General features: G+C 45.6%; 14 protein-coding genes. 10 read left to right on the top strand and 4 right to left on the bottom strand.

Going from position 1 to position 20,252, the window contains the following annotated elements:
- Positions 1 to 16: 16 nt before the first annotated feature.
- Together EYR25_RS06665 and EYR25_RS06670 are read right to left on the bottom strand one after the other, a co-directional pair.
- Complete coding sequence (locus EYR25_RS06665) at positions 17 to 4,285, bottom strand: EAL domain-containing protein (RefSeq protein ID WP_133178917.1); 4,269 nt, start codon at positions 4,283 to 4,285, stop codon at positions 17 to 19.
- Positions 4,286 to 4,570: 285 nt separating this feature from the next.
- Positions 4,571 to 7,360 (bottom strand): insulinase family protein, encoded by a 2,790-nt coding sequence (locus EYR25_RS06670; RefSeq protein WP_133178918.1) that lies wholly within the window; start codon positions 7,358 to 7,360, stop codon positions 4,571 to 4,573.
- A 169-nt stretch (positions 7,361 to 7,529) separates the two neighbouring features.
- Between EYR25_RS06670 and sixA the strand changes: the two genes are divergently transcribed.
- On the top strand, positions 7,530 to 8,000 hold the full coding sequence (gene sixA, locus EYR25_RS06675; protein WP_133178919.1) for a phosphohistidine phosphatase SixA: 471 nt from the start codon (positions 7,530 to 7,532) through the stop codon (positions 7,998 to 8,000).
- Positions 8,001 to 8,065: 65 nt separating this feature from the next.
- Here sixA and smrB read toward each other — a convergent pair whose 3' ends face one another.
- Positions 8,066 to 8,596: an endonuclease SmrB gene (gene smrB / locus EYR25_RS06680; RefSeq protein ID WP_133178920.1), complete on the bottom strand. Its 531-nt coding sequence runs from the start codon at positions 8,594 to 8,596 to the stop codon at positions 8,066 to 8,068.
- A gap of 80 nt (positions 8,597 to 8,676) precedes the next feature.
- On the opposite strand from smrB, the gene prmB reads away from it, so the two are divergent.
- The 6 genes from prmB (at position 8,677) to EYR25_RS06710 (ending at position 14,242) form a co-directional block, all read left to right on the top strand.
- Positions 8,677 to 9,621, top strand: coding sequence for a 50S ribosomal protein L3 N(5)-glutamine methyltransferase (gene prmB, locus EYR25_RS06685; protein WP_037420141.1), 945 nt, complete (start codon positions 8,677 to 8,679; stop codon positions 9,619 to 9,621).
- Between the two features lie 114 nt (positions 9,622 to 9,735).
- Positions 9,736 to 10,830: a chorismate synthase gene (gene aroC / locus EYR25_RS06690; protein ID WP_133178921.1), complete on the top strand. Its 1,095-nt coding sequence runs from the start codon at positions 9,736 to 9,738 to the stop codon at positions 10,828 to 10,830.
- Positions 10,831 to 10,899: 69 nt separating this feature from the next.
- Entirely contained in the window at positions 10,900 to 12,069 is a 1,170-nt protein-coding gene (locus EYR25_RS06695) for an MFS transporter (protein WP_133178922.1), read from the top strand.
- Positions 12,070 to 12,133: 64 nt separating this feature from the next.
- Positions 12,134 to 13,318: an ATP-NAD kinase family protein gene (locus tag EYR25_RS06700; protein ID WP_133178923.1), complete on the top strand. Its 1,185-nt coding sequence runs from the start codon at positions 12,134 to 12,136 to the stop codon at positions 13,316 to 13,318.
- A gap of 30 nt (positions 13,319 to 13,348) precedes the next feature.
- A complete protein-coding gene (locus EYR25_RS06705) occupies positions 13,349 to 13,630 on the top strand; it encodes a YfcL family protein (protein WP_023267701.1) in 282 nt (93 codons plus the stop codon).
- A 3-nt stretch (positions 13,631 to 13,633) separates the two neighbouring features.
- Entirely contained in the window at positions 13,634 to 14,242 is a 609-nt protein-coding gene (locus EYR25_RS06710; RefSeq protein ID WP_133178924.1) for an RNA methyltransferase, read from the top strand.
- A 191-nt stretch (positions 14,243 to 14,433) separates the two neighbouring features.
- Here the strand turns inward: EYR25_RS06710 and mnmC1 are convergent, their stop codons facing one another.
- Positions 14,434 to 16,527, bottom strand: a complete 2,094-nt coding sequence (gene mnmC1, locus EYR25_RS06715; RefSeq protein ID WP_133178925.1) for an FAD-dependent 5-carboxymethylaminomethyl-2-thiouridine(34) oxidoreductase MnmC1 — start codon at positions 16,525 to 16,527, stop codon at positions 14,434 to 14,436.
- A 138-nt stretch (positions 16,528 to 16,665) separates the two neighbouring features.
- Here mnmC1 and fabB point away from each other — a divergent pair, with 138 nt between their 5' ends.
- The 3 genes from fabB to EYR25_RS06730 all read left to right on the top strand — a co-directional run bounded on the left by fabB (position 16,666) and on the right by EYR25_RS06730 (position 20,176).
- Positions 16,666 to 17,877, top strand: a complete 1,212-nt coding sequence (gene fabB / locus EYR25_RS06720; RefSeq protein WP_165953468.1) for a beta-ketoacyl-ACP synthase I — start codon at positions 16,666 to 16,668, stop codon at positions 17,875 to 17,877.
- Between the two features lie 149 nt (positions 17,878 to 18,026).
- Complete coding sequence (locus EYR25_RS06725) at positions 18,027 to 19,157, top strand: 4-phosphoerythronate dehydrogenase (RefSeq protein WP_133178927.1); 1,131 nt, start codon at positions 18,027 to 18,029, stop codon at positions 19,155 to 19,157.
- Positions 19,158 to 19,159: 2 nt separating this feature from the next.
- The gene (locus EYR25_RS06730) at positions 19,160 to 20,176 is read left to right on the top strand and encodes an aspartate-semialdehyde dehydrogenase (RefSeq protein WP_023267706.1); all 1,017 of its coding nucleotides are present in this window, start codon (positions 19,160 to 19,162) and stop codon (positions 20,174 to 20,176) included.
- Positions 20,177 to 20,252: the final 76 nt, after the last annotated feature.

Raw genomic sequence — 20,252 nt, forward strand, 5'->3', positions numbered from 1 at the left:
AGAGATAATCTAATGATTAAATTATGCTGTGGTAGGGCATAAATTTACTCCCGTCCTCTTGGAGCAATTGAGTAAATTCAGTTTCATTTATTGCTTTGCTAAAGATATATCCCTGTATCTCTTCGCAGTTTAGGGCGCGCAAGATATTTAATTGTGCGGCTTGTTCAACACCTTCACCGACAACCGACAGACCCATATTGTGGGCAATAGTTATAATAGAATCGACCATTTTTAAATCACGATCTGACTTATCAATATCATCGACAAATGCTTTATCAATTTTGAGCGTATGAATAGGGAATCGCTTTAAGTAAGAAAGCGAGGAATAGCCCGTACCAAAGTCATCCAATGCTAGGCTGACTCCCATTCTCGTCAATTGCTGCATCACACTAATCGCCATTTCTGGTTGTTTAATCACTGTCCCTTCGGTTATTTCGAGTTCAAGATGTGCTGCTGGCAATTTTGTTAACCGTAAAATAGCTTCAATTCGTTGCTGTAAATCAGGTAGAGCAAACTGACGTGACGATAAATTGACAGCGACTCGTCCTTTAAACAAACCCTGTTCACGCCATTTTTGGGCGGCAAAACAGGCTTTTCTAAGTACAATTTCACCTATTTCGATAATTAGGCCATTTTCTTCAGCAAGAGGAATAAAGTCATTTGGTGGGATAAGTCCAAGAGTTGGATGATTCAATCGGACTAATGCTTCCATCCCTGCAACGTGACCACTTTTGAGATCGACTTTGGGTTGGTAATACACTTCAAATAAATCTTCTTTTAAAGCTTCACGGATCAGGTTTTCAATTTCCAGTTGTTTAATCGCATGTTGATTGAGGGATTCTGAGTAAAATTGATAGCAATTACCCCCTGCAGATTTTGCATGATACATGGCAATATCAGCCTTTCTAAGTAGTGCTTGCTCACTTTGTTCATCCTCAGGGTAGAGAACAATACCAATGCTGACTCCTAAGACTAATTGCTCACTATCAATTTCAAATACGGTTTTAAAGGCTCCGATAACTCGGCCCGCAATAGCTGCACATGCGCTAATATCAGAGGCTTTATCTAGCACTATGGCAAATTCATCTCCCCCTAAGCGATAAATATTAGTGTTTTTAGGCACGACAGACTTAATTCTGACTGACACCAGCTTCAGTAATTGGTCACCAATTTGGTGACCTAATGAGTCATTAATGCGCTTAAAATTATCGAGGTCGAGCACCATTAACGCATGGGTAATTTCTTTGTTGACTAAGTTGCTTAATGTGACTTGTAAGTTTGAGCGATTGGGTAGACCCGTTAATAGGTCATTGTTGGTGAGTTTACGAAGCTCTTCTTCTTGCTGTTTACGTCTCGATATATCAGAAAATACCCCTACATAATGTGATAATTCACCTAATTCATCGTAAATGGCGTCAATAGTGAGCTCCATATGGAAATGGCTATTGTCACCACGGCTGGCTTCGACTTCGCTGGCCCAACGACCTTGTTGTTTTAACATGGTTCGAATTTGATTAGAAAAGGATTCAGGATATAATTCGAAGGTCAGAAGATTGCCAATAAAATCCGAACGGTTTCGTTGTGAAATTCTACAACAGGCTTCGTTTACTTCAACAAATCGATATTCGCTGTCGAGAATAAACATACCTTCGGAAATATTCTCAATAGCTTTTTCGAAGAGTCTTAATTGCTCTTCTTTTTGCTTAAATTGACTGATGTTTTTAATTGTGCCCGTCATCCGCAGCGCATTGTCTTTATAATCTCTTTCTACGATTTTTGCTCTGTCTAGGATCCAGATCCAGCTATCATCTTTGCCTTTAACTCTGTATGCCGCTTCAAAATGATCAGTTTCGCCATAGAAGTGTTTGTTAAGGGCTTCCCTTACACGTTCTTGATCCATGGGGTGAATATTACTTTCTTCATCACTGTTGCCAGAGCGGTGACCATCTCTTGGGAATTCCAATGCGCCCCAGATATTCGAACGGAATATATTACCGGTCTCAATATCCCAGTCCCACATTTCATCGCCGCTTCCCCATAAAGAAAGTTTTAAGCGTTCTTCGCTTAATGCAATTTGGCGTTGAATTTCTCGTTTACGTAGGATTGCTTTGAAAACAAAGAGGGTGAAAAGCATTAGAATAATGAAATAAAATACTTTGGCTTGAGTTGAGGACCACCAAGGTGGAGTTATTATAATATTTACTTCTTTTTCAGGGGATTTATCTCCTGAAAGTTTATTCATAGCATAAACTTGAAAAACGTATTTCCCTGGTGATAAGTTCGTGTAAGTTGCAGAGTTAGTCCCATTTGAATAAATCCAAGTGTCAGAAAGTCCTTGCATTCTGTAGTAATAGCTTGTAGCAAATTCATCTGACATTGGAGATATGAAATCGAAAGAGAATGGATATTCGGAATATTTTAGTTTTATTTCATTTGTAACATCAATTGGTTGGCTTAAATATTTGCCATTTTTTTCTTGTGCAATATTGAAGACCGAAAAATTTGTTATCTCAGTTTTGCTGACTTTTTGGTTTTTTATGTATTCATTAACTTCTTCCGGAGAAACAATACTTATCCCATCTATTCCTGCCAATAGAACAAATTCATTAACTCTTATAGCACTAGGAGAGTTATATTCATATTGACTTCCATTTGATGTATTTAACGTATATGAAGAGTGGGTTTTCTTGTTGTAAACAATGACTTCACCTAGTGATGATACCGTAATGAAGTCTATGTCACTAACAATTGAATATATTTCTTTATTGTTTGATAATACTTTTTTTATTGTGCCAGTTAATGTGTTGTAACTCATTAGGGCTGACGAAGTTCCAAATAATATGTTGTTGTTATCTTTTTCTATGCTGTAAGTTAGTTGTTCGCTGACAACAGTTTCGTTGCCATTTTCATATTTTCTTAAACCACCTTGACTTGCCACATAAAACAGGTTTTCAGATATTATTTCAATATCGAAAATCGGCTCCCCTCTTTTTGTGTCAAAGGTATTTATTATACTAGAATCTTTAATTATAAATACTTTCCCATCTGGAGTTCCAGCAGATAAGATTGAACCATCATCATTACTAGATAATGATGAGATAGTTTCTTGACTCAGCATAGTCGCTGATTCGTTTTCTAAAACGAATAATCCAGAGCTAGTTCCGTAAAAAAGTTTACCTTCGTTCATTACCGCATATTTATATCCCTTTGTATGAGTGTTGAAGTCAACTGTTTTTTGAAAGTTATTATTGAAAAGAGAGATATATTCTGAATCTGATGATACAAGGAAACCGCTTTTGTTTTTAGTTATATGCCAAGTGCTGTTGTTAGCAAGTGTGGTATGTTTTACTAAGTTACTTTGACTTTTTATAATTGAAAATCCTTGGTCAACACTACCAACAGAAAAGTAACTTTTGTTCACATAAAAGTAAGTTGCTTTATCTTGAGCGTATTCAGATAATGATCCAATGATTTTTCTTGTAAGAATGTTAATGATACTGTTTTCGGTAATCCCATATATAAGCTCATTGTTTTTGGCTATTTGTGAAAATGCACGGTCATCTATTTTTTTTACAAGGTTTCCATCATATTCAAAAAGACCATTCTTTGAAGATAGTATGAGCGTGTTGGCATCTTTTTGTTCAATATCTATAACATTTTCTTTAACGAGAGTTAAGTTTCCGTTCTTTAACTCATACAGTTTTCCTGAATAGTCTTTAAATAAGTAAGTATCACCTATTTTTATGGACTTCTTTATTTCTCCAATTTCTTTTGGTGCTAATATATTAAAATTATTTTTTCCTGTTATTTCTATTATTGAGTTATCGGTGCCAATGATTAGGCTATTTATTGATATATTTATGCTCCAAATTGGTTTGTTCTCAAGTGGAGGACCGTATTTTATGAAGGAGTCTTTACTTTTATCATATATCGCTAAACCATTATCAGTACCTACGTAAAGATCACCATTCTTATCTAATTGTAAACTTCTAATAAATGAGCTAGGCAAGCCAGAATTAGTTCCATCTGCATAAAAATGTTTGAAATTTCTTCCATCAAACCTGTTAAGCCCGTTAAGCGTACCTATCCAGAGATAGCCATCGTTATCTTGAACTATTGAAGTTACAGTACCTTGTGAAAGACCTTGTGCGACACCAAATGACTGTGACTGTAAAATCACTATGGGAGAAGTTTCACTCGAAAATGCTGAAGCAGAGAAAGGTGAAATCAAAGTGCTTAAAAATAAGCAACTAAGTAGGATTATTTGTAAGAGTGCTTTTGGCATAGTGCTGTTCTTAGTATTGTCCGAGGATGCCATGAAACAATTGTGTTACATCACTTTTCCAGAAATACTTTCCTTTGTCAAAAGTGAGAATGTAAAAATTCCTTTTAATTGCAGGTAGATGACGCTTTATGCTGCACAGCTTTTCATCTAAAACACAGATTGACCGTGTTTTACAGTTCTTTTTTATGTTAATACCATAGATACCACTGCATAAATGTATCAATGCAGCGGTTTTGTTTGTTTACTTCAAGTCATCTAATTAAGGTTTTGGTGGGTAATGATTGGCTAAAAATTGAACTTTTCTGTGTTTTGTTTAAACAATTTAAGATCGGTAATCATATTATCTGATGTGAGGGCGGATTGGGCTGTATGGGCTGTTCCTGTACTAAAAAGCACCAGTCTGTCACTATGCTTAGTACGCATTTTGCGCATCATAAACTTGATAAGATCAGTGCGAGTGAGTTTGTTGATTTCTTCGACAACTAATTCACGCTGATTAAACTGGTAATCACGGTTGCCTACACTTACCCAATAACGCTGTCCACGGGTTTTGAGGTTAGCATCATGTTCCATCACTTGATTGATGAGTCCCTGTTTGGTGCTTTCCCATTCTTCATTGGTTATTTGCATTACGGCATAATTAAAGTCCGCTATAAACTCATCGATTGCCTCTAATAAATGCAGTGGCCCCGTTGTCGGGGATTGAATATAGAAAATGAGTCCCGGATGGCGATTGAGTGGCAGATAACCTGTGCCTACCATGTAGCCCAATTGTTTTTCGGTGCGTAGTTCATGGAAGAAGGTCGAAGACATAGTGTGATTGAGTAAGCTAAACAGCGCCATTTTCTCAGGGGTCGCTGAAGCAGATTGATAGTAAACAATAATCGCACTGTCTTGATGGTCGATCGCTAATTCTCGAAGCAGGGTGCCTTGCCCGGTTAAGTTGATTAATTCACGGGTCGACTCTGCACTTGGGTTGGATACGAGGGACAAGATATGTTCCAGTCGTTTTCCTAGGGCTTGTGCCTCTGACACAAGCCAGTCGCCATAAATCAGCCCTTCGAGGTAAATCTTCTCGTAAAAGGCGCGTACATGGTTATGCAGATCATTTAAGGTGATATTTTCAAGCATCTGCGCCATGCGAGCTGGTTCATAGCTGCGTTTTTGCAGCGTGGCTGTCAAGCTAGTGAATAGCTGTGAAATCGGTTTGGCTTGCGCGAGGTTTTGCCAGCTACGCAGCAGCTGAGATTTAATTAACGCAAACCGTTCTTCGGTGAAATTACGTTCTCTTGCTTTATGGATAAGCAGGGCTAACAGCGTTTCTTGATTCCCCGTGAAACCAGACAAATGCAGGGTGATCCCACCCTGATGGGGGTAAATGTTATAGCTAAGTCCAGCGACTTCCGCTTGATAAGTGGGCTCAGTCAAGTAATCGAGCAGCATCTCAACGTATAAGCGGGTGAGGGCAGCATGTTTTGGGGTTTTACTCGCCTGCTCTGAATCGAGGGATAGGTACATATGGCCTTTGGGGACATTAAACTCGTCGTCTTTTTTATGCCAAATCCGGTATCCCGTCGATTCCGCGACAATCACAGGCACAGCGACTTCACTTTTATCGGGCCGAGCAATGGAATCTGCCACAATAAAGGGATTGGCAGCGGGCAATTGCAACTCTGGGCGAATGTGTGTGACTTGCCAACGGGCAAGGGATTCGGGCTTTATCGGTAAGACTTGATACGGCGTATGGTACCAATTGGCTTTGCGGTCGGTCTTAACGGACTGTGCTATGAGTTGCAAGCGCATATTTTGCGGTGTCATTAAGCGCAATAGCTCAAGGGTTTCATCAATATCTAAGCCATCCATGCGATAGTCGCCAAAGACTAAGTCTTCCACTTCGTAGTGATGCATATTGATGCTTAAGTGGCTGGCTAAATCGAGGGATTTCACTTGCTCCTGATAGCGAAACGCCATTTTGAGCAGATTCGCACGTTCTAAATAGCGCCAATCCTCAAGGCCTTGGTTTTTTATCAGCTCGATATATTCAAAGCAGCTGCACACAATATCATCAATATTGGTCACGCCTTTGTCGGTCAGTTGTAGGCCTATACTGTAGTCCTTGAAGTTATAGCCATTGACTCCGCCGCCTGCGGAGAGGGTATTCACTAAACCTTGTTCTTTAAGATACGACAGCAGGCTGCCTTTACTCTCATTGCCGAGGATATGGCTAATATAGGTGAGCGGCTTGCGTTTGTAGTAGTGATCGATGCCAGGAAAGTTAAAACTGATACTTAAACGCTTTTGTTCCTTTAAGGGGACAATATTGATTTGCTTAAGCAGTTCGTTTTCAGAAAACAGCGGTACATCGGGATACTGTTTGACTAAGTTTAAGTTTCTGATTGTACTGAAATATTGCACTGCAAGCGCCTGAAGCTCATCTAACGGCATAGGTGCGACTAAACAGAGCGTCATTAAATTGGCGCTGTAATGGCTTTGATAAAATGCTAATAGCTCGCTTCTGACCTGCGCCTGTTCTCCGCCTAGCGTGACTAAATTGCCCACAGAAAACTTTGAAAACGGATGCTGTTGATTGACGGTTTCTTTAAGCACTTGATAGGTGCGGCGGATATCGTCCTTCAGCTTTAAACTAAATTCAGATTCAATCGCTTGGCGCTCCCTATCGACTAGGTCGAGGTCAAATTTGGGGGCGATAAAGAATTGGCTAAATCTGTCTAGGGAGTCGGCAAATACGTCGGCGTTGATCGTAAAAAAGAAATTGGTGTGCTCTGTGCCGGTCCAAGCATTGTTACTGCCGCCATGCTGATTGATAAAGGCATGATACTCGCCGGAGTCGGGGAATTTTTCCGTGCCTAAAAAGAGCATATGCTCTAAAAAATGCGCCATACCGGGTCTATCCACAGGATCATCAAAATGTCCTACGGCCACCGCCATGGAAGCGGCGGCTTGGCTGGCGTCCAAATCTTCGACCAATAATACCCGCAGGGCATTATCTAACACGAGATAACGGTACTGACGATGATCGTTTGGACTTTTGTAAATAGACTGAGAGGCTTGCAAAGAGACACTCCGGTAACGATGGCTTGTTATATATTGATAGTCTTAATGGTTTTTGGCAAATATCTCTTGTGTTTATCGACTAAAGATTAACCCTTACAAGGTTTGTTGAAATCCATTTTAGGGCTACAATTGGGATAAAACAAAAACAAGTGTGGGTAGCGAGAGAAGTATGCAGCTATTTTTGATGCGACATGGTGACGCTGGATTTAATGCTCAGTCGGATAGGGACAGAACGCTTACCGATTTAGGAAGACACCATACTGTCTTAATGAGTAACTGGTTAGCCCGAAGTGTCAGCGATTTTGATCTTGTTTTGGTCAGCCCCTATTTACGTGCGCAGCAAACGTGGCAAGAATTGAGTCAGCATTTCCCCGAGCCACGCAAATGGCTGGTCGTGGATGATTTAGTGCCTACAGGCGATCCCGCCAATGTGGCCGCCTTAATTGTTGCCTATGCCGAGTTGTACAAGGCCGATAAAGTGCTGGTGATTTCCCATATGCCGCTCTTAGGCTATTTGGTTAGTGAGTTAGTCGCAGGTGTTGAGCCGCCCTTATTTGCCACCTCAGGAATTACTCTGATTGATAAACATGCCGAGCAGTCCTCTATTGTTTGGCAGCATGCGCCCCACAGTATTAGTTAATGTCTTCGATAAAACAAAGGGCTCACATTAGTGGGCCCTTTGTTTTTAGAGAATAAATTCGTCCATTAACGTCGATGCGGCTGGTCGCCAATATCGATAAGTACTAGCAGCGCCGCATCGCCACCCCATTCTTTGGGCGCTTGGTGAAAGGCTTTCACCATAGGATGTTGCACCAACCACATAGGCACCTGCTGTTTAAGTATGCCAGTGCCGTAACCGTGCATCACACAACAACATTGGCTTTGCTGTTTTACGCAGGCTTGAATGAGCGCCGCGAGCTCGAGTTTAGCCTCTGATTGGCGGTAACCGTGTAAGTCCAGCAATAAATCCGGTTGGTAATCGCCGCGTCTTAAGCGTTTAAGCTCGAGACTATCGACACCCTCGTCGAGCCAACGCATTGGCCCCTGAACGGGCAGCAGAGGTTGGTAAGTATCTGAGAAATAACTGTCAGCATGCAGTTGCTGCTCTTTCAGTTCAATTTCCTGTTTGGTTTTTAGGGGCGTGCGAAAATGCCGCTTATCTTGGGCGATAGGTTTTATCCCCTCGATCAGCGCCGAAAACATCGCCATGCCTTCTTTATCATCGTCTTTATTCATGGCGGGTATTCTATTGAATCCTATGGTTTCTGAACAGAGTTCAGTTACAATGTTTACGAACACACAAGCGGGAGAGCGTTTTGGATAAGATCTTTGTAGATGAAGCTGTGACAGAGTTACGCACCATTGGTGATATGTTGCGTTGGGCGGTGAGTCGCTTTAATGATGCTAATGTGTACTATGGCCACGGGACGGATAACGCGTGGGATGAGGCGATTGCCTTAGTGTTCCATGCGCTGCACTTGCCTGAAGAAATCGGCCAACAGGTGATTTTAAGTAACTTAACCAGCAGCGAAAAACACAAAATCGTTGAGCTGATCATTCGCCGCGTACGTGAACGTTTGCCAGTGCCTTATTTAACCAATAAAGCGCGCTTTGCGGGGCTTGAGTTCTATGTGGATGAGCGCGTATTGGTGCCACGTTCACCTATCGCCGAGATGATTGCCAATCGCTTTGGTCCTTGGTTATATGGCAAACCCGTTAATCGTATTTTAGATTTATGCACTGGCAGTGGCTGTATTGCGATTGCCTGTGCCTACGAATTTGATGAAGCAGAGGTCGATGCGCTCGATATCAGTGAAGATGCCCTCGATGTGGCGCAAATCAACGTTGAAACCTTAGGGGTGATGGACAGAGTGTTCCCGATGCAATCGGATCTGTTTTCAGCCATTCCTGAAGGTCCACAATACGATTTGATTGTTTCTAATCCGCCCTATGTGGATGAAGAAGATATTGGCGATATGCCAGATGAATATCACCATGAGCCAGCCATTGGGTTAGCTTCCGGTCGTGACGGCCTTGACTTAACCAAACGCATTTTAGCGAATGCGGCTCAATACCTGACACCAACGGGGATTTTAGTGGTTGAGGTGGGTAACTCTATGGTGCATCTGATGGAGCAATTCCCTGAAGTGCCGTTTACCTGGGTTAACTTTGAACACGGCGGTGACGGTGTGTTTGTGTTGACGCGCGACCAACTGGTCGAACATCAATCGCTTTTTGCTATTTATCGCGACGCGCAATAATAAATTAGGTTGAGTCTTTTCCCGCTGCCAGTTAGGCTTGCAGCGGGAAAAAGAATTGTCCAGCCATTGCTGGGCGCGGAGCGATAAGCAAATCATTTAAGGTGTAAAAAGCGGATGTCTGGAAACAGTATTGGTCAAAATTTTGTGGTGACTACCTTTGGTGAAAGTCACGGTGTGGCGCTCGGTTGTATTATTGATGGTTGCCCACCAGGGCTCGAACTCACCGAAGCCGATATGCAGCATGATTTAGACCGTCGTCGTCCTGGCACATCCCGTTATACCACAGCGCGCCGTGAGCCTGATGAAGTACGGATCTTATCTGGTGTGTTTGAGGGCAAAACCACAGGCACCTCCATTGGGCTTCTGATCGAAAACACCGATCAGCGCAGCCAAGATTACTCCAATATCAAAGATTTATTCCGTCCAGGACATGCCGATTACACCTATCAGCAAAAGTATGGCATGCGTGATTACCGTGGTGGCGGCCGTTCATCGGCACGCGAAACCGCTATGCGGGTTGCTGCAGGCGCTGTGGCGAAAAAGTATTTAAAACAAGTGCATGGCATTAATATCCAAGGCTATATGTCGCAACTTGGACCGATTAGTGCCGAGACCCTCGATTTTAGTCAAATAGAGCAGAACGCCTTTTTCTTTCCCGATGCGAGTAAGCTCGAGGCGCTGGATGAGTATATGCGCGAGCTGAAAAAATCCGGTGATTCCATTGGCGCCAAAATCTCTGTGGTAGCGACTGGCGTTCCTGTTGGACTGGGCGAACCTGTGTTCGACAGGCTCGATGCCGATATCGCCCATGCCTTAATGGGCATAAACGCGGTAAAAGGCGTTGAAATCGGCGATGGTTTTGGCGTTGTCACGCAAAAGGGCTCGGAAGGGCGCGATTTAATGTCGCCGCTGGGTTTTGAATCAAATCATGCCGGTGGCATACTTGGCGGTATTTCATCGGGCCAACCCATTGTTGCCCATATTGCATTAAAACCGACCTCGAGTATCAGTGTGCCGGGCCAAAGCATGACGGCTCATGGTGAAATGGCGGAAGTGGTGACTAAAGGTCGTCACGATCCCTGTGTCGGGATCCGCGCGGTACCGATCGCCGAAGCTATGCTGGCGATTGTGTTGATGGATCATCTGTTAAGACACAGAGCTCAAAATCAGGATGTTCGCAGTCATACACCGATCCTCGGCATGAGATAGGTGCGATGAATGAGACAGTCTGCATGGAATAAAAATGCATAGCGGCTGTGTAATAAATGGAATGCGTTAATGCCAACTATCTCTAGCACAAGCCAGCAGTTGCGCTGGCTATGTGCCTGTTATTTTTTCTTCTTTTCAATTCTCGGCACTATGATCCCTTACCTTGGGGTCTTCTTCGAAAACCGTGGATTTAACCCTCAAGAAATCGGTTTTTTACTGGCGATTTTAATGGCGACCCGTATCGTGGCACCCAATGTATGGGCCAAGGTGGCCGATCGCACTGGCATGCGCGCCGAATTGGTGAAGATGGGTGCGGGCGCCGCGATGCTGGCGTATTTGAGTTTCTTCTACCACGGTGGCTTTGTGTATATGGCGCTCAGCCTCGCGCTGTATACCTTCTTCTGGAATGCGATTTTGGCGCAACTTGAGGTGATCACCCTCGAAACCTTAGGTGAAAATGCCAGCCGCTATGGGCAAATCCGCAGTTTTGGCAGCATTGGCTATATCTGCTTAGTGGTCGGCGCCGGTTTTGCTATTGGCCAATGGGGCACCGAGGTGTTGCCTTATATTGGTTTAGCTTTGTTTACTGGGATGTTGGTCAGCGCCTTGCCCTTGCCTGCGAATCGTGCCGTACGTCCTCAAGGGCAGGAGCGACAGCCGCTCAAATGGACTAAGCCCATTCTGTGGTTCATGGTGTCGGCGATGTTATTACAGATGAGCGCTGGGCCGTTTTACGGTTTCTTTGTGCTTTATCTTAAGCAGGCGGGATACACCGAAGCGGCCGCGGGGATTTTTGTCGCCCTCGGGGCAATGGCCGAAATCGTGATGTTTATGTTTGCGCCTCGCTTGCTTGGACGTTATGGCGTTAATACCTTGCTTGTCGTCAGTATCGCCATGACCGCCGTGCGTTGGTTGCTGGTCGCCTTTGGCGTTGAGAGCATGTTATTACTGGGCTTAAGTCAAGTGTTGCATGCGTTCACCTTCGGCTTGACCCATGCGGCCTCGATTCAATTTGTGCATCGAAATTTTGATGCCAGTCATCGTAGTCAAGGGCAAGCCCTGTATGCCAGCTTAAGCTTTGGGGTTGGCGGCGCACTCGGAACGTGGATTTGCGGTTATATCTGGGGCGATGGCAGCGGCGCTGTGTGGTCTTGGGTTTTTGCGGCGGCCTGTGCCTTTGCGGCCATGTTAGCGGTATTTTTGATCCCTAAGGATAGGGCGCAAGCGGTTGCGTCATAAGCTTATATTGATTGTGAAAAGTAACTCATTGTAAAAACTAAAATAATGAACAAGAGAGGTTAAGGTGATCCGGTTTCGTTTAGGCTTAGTCATCAATCCACTGGCGGGTTTAGGTGGAAGTGTGGGTCTTAAGGGTAGCGATGGTGTGGCAGAAGAAGCCCTTGCCTTAGGCGCCGAGCCCAAGGCGATAAAGCGTATGATGCAAGCCTTAGAAGTGATTGCCCCCTATGCCAATGATATCGAAATCATTACTGCCTCAGGTGTGATGGGAGAAGACGCCGCTAACGCCTTAGGTTTTAACACCCGCGTGGTGTATCAAACCCCAGATAAAACTCAGGCCATCGACACGCAAGCCGTAGTGCGTACCTTGCTGAACGAACCGTTGGATTTATTACTGTTTGCAGGGGGCGATGGCACGGCGCGTGATGTATATAGCGTGTTTGAACAAGCCGTTATCGACGATAAATTGCCCGTGCTTGGTGTGCCAGCTGGGGTGAAAATCCATTCGGGCGTTTATGGCATCACCCCCCATGCTGCGGGTATGGTGGTGAAAATGCTGCTCGATGGCGAGTTGGTTAGCCTAATGAGCGCCGATGTGATGGATATCGATGAAGCTGCCTTTCGCCAAGGTACGGTGCGCGCCAAACGATTTGGTGAGCTGTTAGTGCCTGCCGAACCCCGTTATGTGCAAGCGGTGAAGATGGGTGGAAAAGAAGTCGATGAGCTAGTGCTCGCCGACATTGCCGCCGATGTTATTCAGCAGATGGAAGATGAGCTGTACATTATGGGCTCGGGCAGCACTGTCGCCTTTGTGATGGAAGAGCTTGGGCTTGATAATACCCTGCTGGGGGTTGATCTTATCCAGGATAAAGCCTTAGTAGCGAGTGATTTAACCGCCCAGCAGTTGCTCGACCTTACTCAAGATAAGCCAGCAAAACTCATTATTACCTTGATTGGCGGGCAGGGGCATATTCTTGGTCGTGGCAATCAACAGTTGTCGCCAGAGCTTATCCGCCGCCTAGGCAAGGACAATATTATTATCCTCGCCACAAAAACTAAGCTAAAAGCACTTGAAGGACGTCCCTTAATTGTGGATAGTGGCGACCCTCAATTAGATCGTGAGCTTTGTGGCTATTACAAAGTGACGACGGGTTACCATGATTATGTGATGTATCAGGTGGCCAACCCCGACTATTCAGATTTATTCTCCTCGGAGATTGCAAGCACCGAGGGGCCTACTGCCATTTAGGCGAAATACGTTATTGGAGAGTTTTACCCTATGTTAGAGCAGTATGAAGATGCATTATCACAATGGATTGAGTCCGTTGTGAGCCATGGTGATGACGATGCCTTATTTGCCTGCGGTTATCTGCAAGGCCATGTGGCGGTGGTGTTGTCGCAACTTGAAGACCAAGGCGAGAGCACGCTAGAAGCCTTACTTGAAAAAATGACTGAATGTTTAGCCCTTGCTCGCCAAGAATTAAATGATGCCGATTACGCGCTGGTAGAAGCGGCGTGGGCAGAGTTGCATGGCAAGATTGTTAGTCATTTAGCGGCGTAATTGATGAGTTCATCCACAACGACTTTGGTTGATGCCATGGCAAAACCTGAGGCGAAGCAAGCGGTTTATATCGGTTTAGTGAATCCCAAAACGCCCACCAATGTGGGCGGCATTATGCGCGCCTCGGGTTGTTATGGTGTCGATGCGGTGTTCTACACGGGCAAACGCTATGAATATGCAGCCCGTGGGCCCCAGCAATATAACGCCGATACCCAGAGCGCCGCCGAGCGCATTCCGTTGACTGGGGTGTCCTCCTTACTCGATGCGATCCCATCTGACACCAAGCTGGTGTGTGTGGATTTAGTCCTAGGGGCGACACCCTTGCCTGAGTTTGTGCATCCAGATAAAGCCTTTTATGTGTTTGGGCCTGAGGATGGCACCATTAGCCAAGAGATTATCGATAGGGCCGATGCCGTGGTGTACGTGCCTACGGTAGGCTGTATGAATTTGGCGGCGTCGGTTAATGTGCTACTTTACGACAGATTAGCTAAGGCCCATCGCGAGCAGGTATTTGCTCAAACCGAGTTCGATGGTGATGCCTTGATCCGCCAAAGTCGCGACAACAATAATCGCACTCGAGTAAAAACGACTAAACCTGGTTCTTCAAAGTAGTCTTAACAATCAGCATCTGTTCCAAAAAGGATTAAGCAATGGCTTAATCCTTTTTTGTTTTTGCACTTTTATCTTGAGAAAATACCAGCAAGAGTGCTTAGTTTTCTCTTAGCGATAACGCTTAATTGCTGCAACTCAGCTTCTTTATTCAACAACTAATCAGAAACACTAAACCACTGTGCTGACTTTCACTAAAGTGCTTTGCCTTTGAGCAATTTGCGTAGCCACATCCGATTCGGGTTGAGTTTATTTAAGGTTGGCCAATCGAGTGGCAACGGCTCTCCGGTTAATTGTGCAGCCAAGCATTCGGCCGCTAAGGGGCCAGAGCTTAATCCCCGCGACCCTAAACCGCCCAAGATATAAAGGCCATCGAGGATCGGAGCAGGGGTAGTTTGCCAATAATGCTTGCTTTGTTCGGCCTGCTGCTGATTGAGTTGACGCTGTTCATAGCGCGCCAATATTTCAGCCACATCGGGCGCACAACCCATCATGGGGAAATGATCCCGCGTTACCATCCGCACGCCGACACGGGCGCTATTGTCGCTAATATCAATATCTTCGACCCAAGCTTGATTAGGATAGCTTTCTTGCATTTTCCCTAGGTTTTCCCGTTGCTCCTGCGGGCAAAAATCGAGGTGCTCTGCCGCTTTGACATAACTGGCACCGAGGCAATGTAAGCCTTGATGACTCGGCGTGAGGTAACCATTTGCGCATAACACGGTCGCCAATTGGCTCAGCTTAAATTGGGCGGGAACATGGCTCACTTGGCCGCGAAACGGACTTATCTGTAACCGCTCACTGGCCGAAAATTGAGTGAGCTGCGCGCCATTAGCGAGTACGACTTGGCTGAATGGTCCAAAACGCTGGCCTTGACTGTGGAGATACCAAGCCTGCGCATCACATTCAATTTCGGTGATCTCAGTATTGAAATGGCACTGTACATCGGCAAGTTGCGAGGCCTTATCCACCGCCGCCTTGGCGTATTCAAAAGGGCATACCCAGCCACCAAGGGGATAAAAAAATCCAGCCTTATCAATGCCTATTTGGGCTCTTTCGTTGGCTGCATTCGCATCAACGGCGTAGGCGATTTCCGCCGGCCAGTCCTGACTTTGGATGATTTTATCCAGCCGTTGTTGGCTGCGCTCATCATGACCCGTTTGCAGAACGCCACAAAAATCATGGGAAATCGCGGTAACATGAGGGGTGGCGTTTGTCTCCATCTTCGACGCATGGCTTAGCGCCTCGATACGGCGGCGACTGAACAAAAAGGCCTGTTGGAAAAAACGGCTAAGCTCATCATTTTCAGGCGTGAGTAGGGGGTAAATCGCCCCTTGACGATTGCCTGATGCGCCTTGGCCTAACTCATTATCTTTACAAAACAATATGCTACTTTGGCCACGTTCGGCGAGGGATAGCATTAGGTTCGCTGAGGCCAGTCCGCCACCGACGATGGCAACAGGGTGATCTATAGCCGCGAGCGTGGCAGGTTTTGGGGTAAATGCCTGAGCGGTATCGGCTTGTTGGCACAGCAGTTTGCGCTCATGGAGCAAAATTTCATCGGTGATAATCTGACTTTGCAGCGCATCACTTGCATCACCATTCAGGGATTCTTGGCGGACATTAAGCGTGCTAAAGCCACTGCTGTGGGCAAGCTGCTGCACGGTTTCAGCCAAATTGACCCCAATCAGCTGCGCATCATCGGCACTCAAACGGGCCATTTGCCAAACTTGCTTGCTGCTTAACTGCGATGCCAAATGCGATAAAACCAGCCATTGCTGAATGGGATGAACAGGGCTGTGGGGTAAATTGGTGAGTGAGGTGTGCAGGTCGCCAAAATGTAAATCGACCGTGATGCGGCCGTCATCAAAAATTAATCTCTGGCACCCTATAATGCGCGCAGGTTTTGCCTTGAGTATGGCATTGGCAATCGGTTGCAAATGGGGCTGGGAAATTAAGCTTTGCGATTGATCCCAAAGTAATTTAAGTTCGTAATCGTTAATGGGATTGGGTTCAAACACTTTGACTAACAGCCGTGTGTTGCTTTGAGTCTGGGTTTGCCAGTGATGCAGTAAAGAGAGCAGCTCGAGTCCATCGCCCAGTCCCCATTGCCCCATGACGCACAGTCCTTGACCGAGTTGGGCTGATGGCGTCGTTAAGCTAGAGCGTCGAAGGCGAGTTAAATTGTCCAGAGACTGTGCAGTAGTCAACGCGCATGGGGGATAAAGGTTGATCAGTTGCGGGTAATCACGCTTAAATTGGCAAGATTTTTGGGGCTTAGCAGTCAAAGAAATATACTCTCGGTCTCATAATAGGCATTATTTTACCCGCCTTTATGGAAAGCTGACCACTTAATTGAAGCAAAACAGATACTATTGGCTCAGCAAAAAGTAGGTACTGACATGTACACAATGGATAGCAATAAAATGAAAAGAGTCGTGATCACCGGAATGGGTGTTGTTTCAAGTATCGGTAATAACAAGCAAGAAGTGACAGAGTCACTTAAAGCGGGCCGTAGTGGTATTACACATTCCGCTCAGTTTGAAGAGATGCAACTACGTAGTCATGTATGGGGCAATATCAAATTAGATCCTTCTGAGCTGATTGACCGCAAAGCGCTGCGTTTTATGGGCGATGCCGCGGCATATGCTTACATTGCAATGCAAGAAGCCATTAAGGATGCTCAGTTAACTGAAGAGCAGTATTCAGATCCTCGTGTTGGCTTGATTGTTGGCACCGGCGGCGCCTCGTCTTCTAACCAAGTACAAGCGGCGGACATTCTACGTGAAAAAGGCGTAAAACGTGTCGGTCCTTATATTGTGCCTCGTATTATGGCAAGTACCGCAAGCGCCTGTTTAGCTACTCCATTCAAAATTAAAGGTATGAACTACTCTATTAGCTCTGCCTGTGCGACCAGCGCTCACTGTATCGGTCACGCTGTTGAACTTATCCAAATGGGTAAGCAAGATATGGTCTTTGCGGGTGGGGCTGAAGAGCTTGATTGGACTCTGACCATGGGCTTCGATGCGATGGGTGCATTGTCGACTAAATATAACGACACTCCAGAAAAAGCCTCTCGTACCTATGACGCGGACCGTGACGGTTTTGTTATCTCTGGTGGTGGCGGTATCTTAATCGTTGAAGAGTTAGAGCATGCTCTGGCTCGTGGCGCGAAGATTTATGCCGAAGTGATTGGTTATGGCGCATCATCAGACGGTTACGACATGGTAGCTCCGTCTGGCGAAGGTGCAGTGCGTTGTATGCAAATGGCTCTGGCCGATGTGGACACGCCAATTGACTACATCAACACCCACGGTACTTCTACCCCAGTCGGTGACGTGCGTGAGTTAGAAGCCCTGCGTGAAGTTTTTAAAGACAAGTGCCCACCAGTTGCATCGACTAAGTCTATGACAGGCCATGCCCTAGGTGCAGCGGGTGTACACGAAGCCATCTACAGTTTGATCATGATGGAAAACAGCTTTATTGCGCCTAGCATCAACATCGATAATTTAGATGAAGTTGCGAAGGATATGCCAATCGTGCGTGAATACCGCGATGCCGAGCTGAACACTGTGATGAGTAACAGTTTTGGTTTTGGTGGCACTAACGCAACATTAGTGATGCGTAAATATAAGTAAGCCATTATTCTCGTTAAAAAAGGAAGCCTAGGCTTCCTTTTTTATTGGCTGAAATTAAGAATTCGACTCAAGGATTGGGTTTATGATCAGAGTCTTGCTAGAATCCTTGGCTACTCACTCTCTAGCCCATTTTTATCAGAAAGGTCCCCATGAAGATTGTTGTCGATGAAAATATGCCCTATGTCGAACCCTTATTTGGGGCGTTAGGCGAGATAATTCCAGTTAATGGCCGCACATTAACGCCTGAGCAGGTGCAAGATGCCGATGTGCTGCTGGTGCGCTCAGTCACCCGAGTCAATGCCGCACTGTTAGATGCCAATCCAAAACTTAAGTTTGTCGGCAGCGCAACCATAGGGACGGACCATGTGGATCTGGCCTACCTTGCTGGGCGTGGTATTCCCTTTTCGAATGCGCCCGGCTGTAATGCGACCGCAGTCGGGGAGTTTGCTTTTATTGCCATGTTAGAACTGGCGGCGCGGTTTAACTCGCCGCTCAAGGGTAAAGTCGTGGGGATTGTCGGCGCGGGCAATACAGGTAGCGCGACGGCCAAATGCCTCGAAGCCTACGGCATTAAGGTATTACTTAATGATCCCATCAAAGCGGCCGAAGGCGATCCCCGTCATTTTGTGAGCCTTGAAACTCTATTAAACGAAGCGGATATCGTCAGCCTACATGTGCCCATCACTCGCACTGGCGAGCATAAGACGCTGCATTTATTCGATGAAGCGCGCCTGATGAGCCTTAAACCCAATACCTGGCTTGTGAACTGTTGCCGTGGTGATGTGATTGATAATCAAGCCTTAATTAAGGTTAAGCAGCAAAGGAATGACCTTAAATTGGTGCTGGATGTATGGGAAGGGGAGCCAAATCCCATGCCGGAGCTGGTGCCTTTTGCTGAGTTTGCGACTCCGCATATCGCTGGTTACAGCTTAGAAGGTAAGGCCCGTGGCACTTTTATGCTGTACCAAAAGTTGTGTGAGTTGCTGGCCATTCCGGCCACTAAACATTTATCCGAGCTCTTGCCTCCATTTCATTTTAAGGCGGTTGAACTCGAACAAGCCCCCGATGAAAAAGCCTTATTACAGCTCGCTAGATTCGTCTACGACCTGCGTGATGACGATGCCGTATTCCGAAATGGCTTTGTAAAGGAGAATGGCTTCGACACTATGAGAAAAAATCACAAACATAGACGCGAATTTAGTGCATTGGCGCTGGCTTATCACGGCCAATCTGAGGTAGATTGGTTGTCCAATTTAGGTTTTTCAGGAGTCGGTCGGTAATTATGTCGCAGGAATTTAATGTTGTCGTTTTAGGTGCATCGGGTGCAGTGGGTCAAACAATGATTGAGATCCTCGAAGAGCGTAACTTCCCGGTTGCGAACTTATATCCTTTAGCCAGTAGCCGTAGCGCCGGTGAAACGGTCAGCTTCCATGGCAAACAAGTTACCATTTTGGACGTCGAAACCTTTGATTGGAGTCAAGCGCAGTTAGGCTTCTTCTCTGCTGGTGGTGATGTCTCGGCCAAGTGGGCGCCTATTGCCGCTGAAGCGGGTTGTGTGGTGATCGATAACACCTCTCACTTCCGCTATGACATTGATATTCCGCTGGTTGTGCCTGAGGTTAACCCCCATGCTATTGCTGATTTCCGCAACCGCAATATTATTGCCAACCCGAACTGCTCGACCATCCAAATGCTGGTAGCACTAAAACCGATTTACGACACTTACGGTATCAGCCGTATCAACGTCGCGACCTATCAGTCTGTTTCTGGCACAGGTAAAAAGGCGATTGAAGAACTGGCAAAACAATGCACTAAGTTGCTGCAAGGTCTGCCTGCTGACGCTGAAGTTTATCCAAAGCAAATCGCGTTTAACGTATTGCCGCAAATCGATAAATTTATGGATAACGGCTACACCAAAGAAGAAATGAAAATGGTCTGGGAAACCCAGAAGATTTTCGGTGATGACGAGATCCTCGTCAACGCAACGGCCGTGCGTGTGCCAGTCTTCTATGGTCACTCAGAAGCCGTACATATCGAGACGCGTCAAGTCGCCGATGCAGAAGATATTAAAGCTTTACTGCGTGATGCCGAAGGAGTGGTATTGTTCGAATCCGACGACGAATATCCAACGGCTGTGACCCATGCAGCGGGTACCGATCCTGTTTATGTGGGCCGTGTGCGTAAGGATATTTCCCATTCTCACGGTATTAATCTTTGGGTGGTATCGGACAATATCCGTAAGGGCGCAGCCTTAAACAGTGTGCAAATTGCCGAGATTTTAGTGAGAGACTATTACTAACTCTTAAGTGGCGATTGATGCTCAGTGAAAAAGCCTGCTGCCAGCAGGCTTTTTTTGTTTTACAATTGTGAACAGT

This window comes from Shewanella decolorationis (assembly GCF_004354305.1).
Lineage (GTDB): Bacteria > Pseudomonadota > Gammaproteobacteria > Enterobacterales > Shewanellaceae > Shewanella > Shewanella decolorationis.

Bases quoted from the DNA above. Each gene is read 5' to 3' on its own strand.
- EYR25_RS06695 (WP_133178922.1), top strand. From the start codon at position 10,900: ATGCCAACTATCTCTAGCACAAGCCAGCAGTTGCGCTGGCTATGTGCC.
- EYR25_RS06665 (WP_133178917.1), bottom strand. From the start codon at position 4,285: ATGCCAAAAGCACTCTTACAAATAATCCTACTTAGTTGCTTATTTTTA.
- sixA (WP_133178919.1), top strand. From the start codon at position 7,530: ATGCAGCTATTTTTGATGCGACATGGTGACGCTGGATTTAATGCTCAG.
- smrB (WP_133178920.1), bottom strand. From the start codon at position 8,596: ATGAATAAAGACGATGATAAAGAAGGCATGGCGATGTTTTCGGCGCTG.
- EYR25_RS06730 (WP_023267706.1), top strand. From the start codon at position 19,160: ATGTCGCAGGAATTTAATGTTGTCGTTTTAGGTGCATCGGGTGCAGTG.
- EYR25_RS06710 (WP_133178924.1), top strand. From the start codon at position 13,634: ATGAGTTCATCCACAACGACTTTGGTTGATGCCATGGCAAAACCTGAG.
- EYR25_RS06705 (WP_023267701.1), top strand. From the start codon at position 13,349: ATGTTAGAGCAGTATGAAGATGCATTATCACAATGGATTGAGTCCGTT.
- aroC (WP_133178921.1), top strand. From the start codon at position 9,736: ATGTCTGGAAACAGTATTGGTCAAAATTTTGTGGTGACTACCTTTGGT.
- EYR25_RS06725 (WP_133178927.1), top strand. From the start codon at position 18,027: ATGAAGATTGTTGTCGATGAAAATATGCCCTATGTCGAACCCTTATTT.
- fabB (WP_165953468.1), top strand. From the start codon at position 16,666: ATGAAAAGAGTCGTGATCACCGGAATGGGTGTTGTTTCAAGTATCGGT.